Annotated in this window: 2 protein-coding genes; one reads left to right on the forward strand and one right to left on the reverse strand. The window is 69.4% G+C overall.

All coding sequences use genetic code 11. From position 1 onward, the window contains the following. Nucleotides 1–2,178, reverse strand: a 2,178-nt coding sequence (locus tag C667_RS20810) for an indolepyruvate ferredoxin oxidoreductase family protein (protein ID WP_004381805.1), incomplete at its 3' end; no start/stop codon positions are given. Nucleotides 2,179–2,650: 472 nt separating this feature from the next. On the opposite strand from C667_RS20810, the gene C667_RS20815 reads away from it, so the two are divergent. After that, nucleotides 2,651–3,991: a sodium-dependent transporter gene (locus tag C667_RS20815; protein WP_004381806.1), complete on the forward strand. Its 1,341-nt coding sequence runs from the start codon at nt 2,651–2,653 to the stop codon at nt 3,989–3,991. The last annotated feature ends 220 nt before the right edge of the window (nt 3,992–4,211 follow it).

The following is a 4,211-nucleotide window of genomic DNA, read 5'->3' on the forward strand; positions in this document are numbered from 1 at the left end:
GGTGTCGGGCAGCTGCGGCTCGGGCAGCGCCTCGGCGAGGCGGCCGGGCGCGGCGGCGCTCGCCTTGCCCTTGCGCAGCGCCCCGCCCTCGACGGTGACGAAGCTCGGGCAGAAGCCCTTCACGCAGGAGTAGTCCTTGTTGCACGAGCTCTGGTCGATGAAGCGCTTGCGGCCGAACTCGGTCTCGACCGCGCCCACCGACATGCAGTTCGACTTGTCGCTGCAGTCGCCACAGCCCTCGCACACCAGGTCGTTGATCACCACGCGCCTGGCCGGGTCGGGGAACTTGCCGCGCTTGCGGCGGCGGCGCTTCTCGGCGGCGCAGGTCTGGTCGTAAAGGATGGCGGTGACCGCCGGCGCCGTGCGCAGCTCGCGCTGCACCGCGTCGAGCTCGTCGCGGTGCCGTACCGCGACGCCGTGCGGCAGGTCGGCCGGGCCGTAGGCGCGCGGCGTGCCGTCGTTGACCACCACCACGGTGCCCACGCCCTCGGCGAGCAGCTGGCGGGCAATGATCGGCACCGACAGCGTGCCGTCATGGGGCTGGCCACCGGTCATCGCCACGGCGTCGTTGTAGAGCACCTTGTAGGTGATGTTCACCTTCGCCGCCACCGCGGCGCGGATGGCGAGGATGCCCGAGTGCATGTAGGTGCCGTCGCCGAGGTTGGCGAACACGTGCGGGGTGTCGGTGAAGGGGGCCTGGCCGATCCAGGGCACACCCTCGCCGCCCATCTGGCAGAAGGTCTGGGTGTGCTCGGGCGACAGCCAGGTCGCCATGTAGTGGCAGCCGATGCCGGCGATCGCGCGCGAGCCCTGCGGCACCTTGGTCGAGGTGTTGTGCGGGCAGCCGGAGCAGTAATGCGGCACGCGCTGGATGGACAGGCGCGGCCTGGCGAGCGCGGCCTCCTTGGCCTCGATGAAGGCGAGCCGCGCCTTGATGCGGTCGGAGGTGTGGAAGCGCGCGATGCGACCGGCGATCGCGCGCGCGATCATCGCCGGGGTCAGCTCGCCGGCGGCGGGCAGCAGCCAGTCGGCGTGCGGCAGGCTCCACTCGCCCTTCTCGTCGAACTTGCCGATCACGCGCGGGCGCACCTCGTCCTTCCAGTTGTAGAGCTCTTCCTTCAACTGGTATTCGAGGAACTGGCGCTTCTCCTCGATCACCAGGATCTCGTCCAGCCCGTCGGCGAAGCGGCGCACGCCCTCGGCGTCGAGCGGCCACACCATGCCGACCTTGTACAGGCGCAGGCCGATCGCCGCGGCGGTGGCCTCGTCGATGCCGAGGTCGTCGAGCGCCTGGCGCACGTCGAGATAGCTCTTGCCGCTGGTGAGGATGCCCAGGCGGGCCTGCGGCGGGTCGATCACCCTGCGGTCCAGGCCGTTCTTGCGGCCGTAGGCGAGCGCGGCGTAGAGCTTGTGGTGGAGCAGGCGCTCCTCCTGCACCAGCGGCGGATCGGGCCAGCGCAGGTTGAGGCCGTCGAGCGGCAGCGGGAACTCTTCCGCGCTCGGGATGAGCGTCTGCACGCGGAAGGGGTCGATGTCGACCGAGGACGAGGTCTCCACCGTGTCGGTCAGCGCCTTGAACGCCACCCAGCAGCCCGAGTAGCGCGACATCGCGAAGCCGTGCAGGCCGTACTCCAGGTACTCCTGGATGCCGGCGGGCGCGAGCACCGGCATCATCAGCGCCTTGAACACGTGCTCGGTCTGGTGCGGCAGGGTCGAGGACTTGGCGGCGTGGTCGTCGCCGGCGATCACCAGCACACCGCCGTGCTGCGAGGTGCCGGCGGCGTTGGCGTGGCGGAAGACATCGCAGGTCCGATCCACGCCGGGGCCCTTGCCGTACCAGATCGAGAACACGCCATCATGCTTCGCGTTGGGATCGAGGCCGAGCTGCTGCGTGCCCCACACCGAGGTCGCGGCGAGGTCCTCGTTGAGGCCGGGCTGGAAGCGGATGCTCATCGGCTCGAGGAAGCGCTTCGCCTTCCAGAACTCCTGGTCCACGCTGCCGAGCGGCGAACCGCGGTAGCCGGTGACGAAGCCGGCGGTATTGAGGCCGGCGGCCTCGTCGCGCAGCTTCTGCATCATCGGCAGGCGAACCAGGGCCTGGATGCCGGTCATCCAGGCGCGGCCGGTCTTGAGAGTGTATTTGTCGTCGAGGCTGACGTTGGGGGCGATGTTCGACATGGTGGCGTGAACCGCCGCCGCTCGGCAGGCCGGCGCGTCTGGCGCGGGCTGCCGGCGGGTCGGCGTGGTCTCCTCTGCGGGTGGATCGGTGCGCCGCCGCGGCCGGACCGGCCTGCAGCGCTCGTGGATGCACATGCTAGGGCGATCGGCGGAAAAGATTTTTCGCAATCGGGGGTGCAGACCTCGATATAAGGAAAATTTTTTCGCTTATCGAATCGTACGATGCGCGCCAGTCGGACCGAACCGTCCGGCGACCACAAGATGGGTCGGCACGGATCCGCGAACGTGGCGGCGCAGGCATCCCGCTTGGGAGGCGGGCGCCGGACGTTTAGAATCCGCGCCTTTTCCCTCCGCGCCACAAGCGCGTCAAAACTCGAGGAGACTTGCATGAATCGAACCGCCGCCACCCGCGGTGCCGCCTCCGCGCGGCCGCACGCCACCGTCGCATCCACCCGCCACGAGGAATGCTGACATGGCCAAGCACGCACACAGCCAATGGTCGTCGCGGATGGGCTTCGTGCTCGCCGCCACCGGTTCCGCCGTCGGCCTCGGCAACATCTGGAAGTTCCCCTACATGGTCGGCCAGAGCGGCGGCGCCGCCTTCGTGCTGGTTTACCTCGCCTGCATCGCCTTGATCGGCGTGCCCATCCTGGTCGCGGAGTGGATGATCGGCCGGCGCGGGCAGAAGAACCCGATCAACAGCATGGCCCAGCTCGCACGCCAGAACGGCCACAGCACCAACTGGGCGGTGGTCGGCGCGGTCGGCGTGCTCGCCGCCTTCCTGATCCTGTCCTTCTACTCCGTGATCGGCGGCTGGGCGCTGGCCTACATGCGCGATGCCGCCACCGGCGCCTTCATCGGCCTGGACAAGGCCGCGATCGGTGGCGCCTTCGAGGGCTTCCTCGCCCGCCCGGCCGAGCTGCTGACCTGGCACTCGATCTTCATGCTGCTCACCGTGGTCGTCGTGGCCCTCGGCGTATCCGCCGGCCTGGAGCGCGGCACCAAGCTGATGATGCCTGCGCTCGGGCTGATCCTGATCGTGCTGGTCGGCTATGCGATGACCACCGGCAGCTTCGGCGAGGGCCTGGCCTACCTCTTCAACCCGGACTGGAGCAAGCTCGACGGCAAGGTGCTGCTCGCCGCGCTCGGCCACGCCTTCTTCACCCTGTCGCTGGGCATGGGCATCATGATGGCCTACGGCTCCTACCTCGGCCAGGAGGTGAACCTGCTGCGCACCGCACGTACGGTGGTGATCATGGACACGGTGTTCGCGCTGTGCGCGGGCATGGCGATCTTCCCGATCGTGTTCGCCAACGGGCTGGATCCCGCGGCCGGCCCCGGCCTGGTGTTCGTCACCCTGCCGCTGGCCTTCGGCCACATGGGCGGCGGCCTGGTGATCGGCGCGCTGTTCTTCCTGCTGCTGACCTTCGCCGCGCTGACCTCGTCGATCTCGCTGCTCGAGCCGGTGGTGGAGCTGATCGAGGAGCGCACCCCGCTCGGCCGCGTCGCCGCCACGATGATCGCCGGCCTCACCATCTGGGCGCTGGGCATCGCCGCGCTGCTGTCCTTCAACGTGTGGGGCGATGTCAAGCTGTTCGGCATGAACATCTTCGACCTGCTCGACTACGCGACCAGCAAGTTCATGCTGCCGCTCGCCGGCCTGGGCGCGATCGTGTTCGCGGCATGGAAGCTGGATCAGCAGGGCGTGAAGGCGGAGCTGGGCCTCGGCGACGCGGGCTTCGGGTTGTGGACGCTGCTGTCGCGCTACGTCGCGCCGGTGGGTGTGCTGTTCGTGTTCTGGAGCAACCTTTAAGCATCGCAGCGCCGCATTCGCGCCTGCCGGCGCTCCTACAGGAACCACCGCGGCCCCGGGCGCATGTAGGAGCGGCGGCAGCCGCGAACGGGCGGTGCCGGGGCGAGGCGCGTGGGCGGGAGTCGTGCCGCCATGTTCGCGCCTGCCGGCGCTCCTGCAGGAACCGCCGCGGCCCCGGGCCGATGTAGGAGCGGCGGCAGCCGCGAACGGGCGGTGCCGG

Source organism: Thauera phenylacetica B4P (assembly GCF_000310225.1).
Lineage (GTDB): Bacteria > Pseudomonadota > Gammaproteobacteria > Burkholderiales > Rhodocyclaceae > Thauera > Thauera phenylacetica.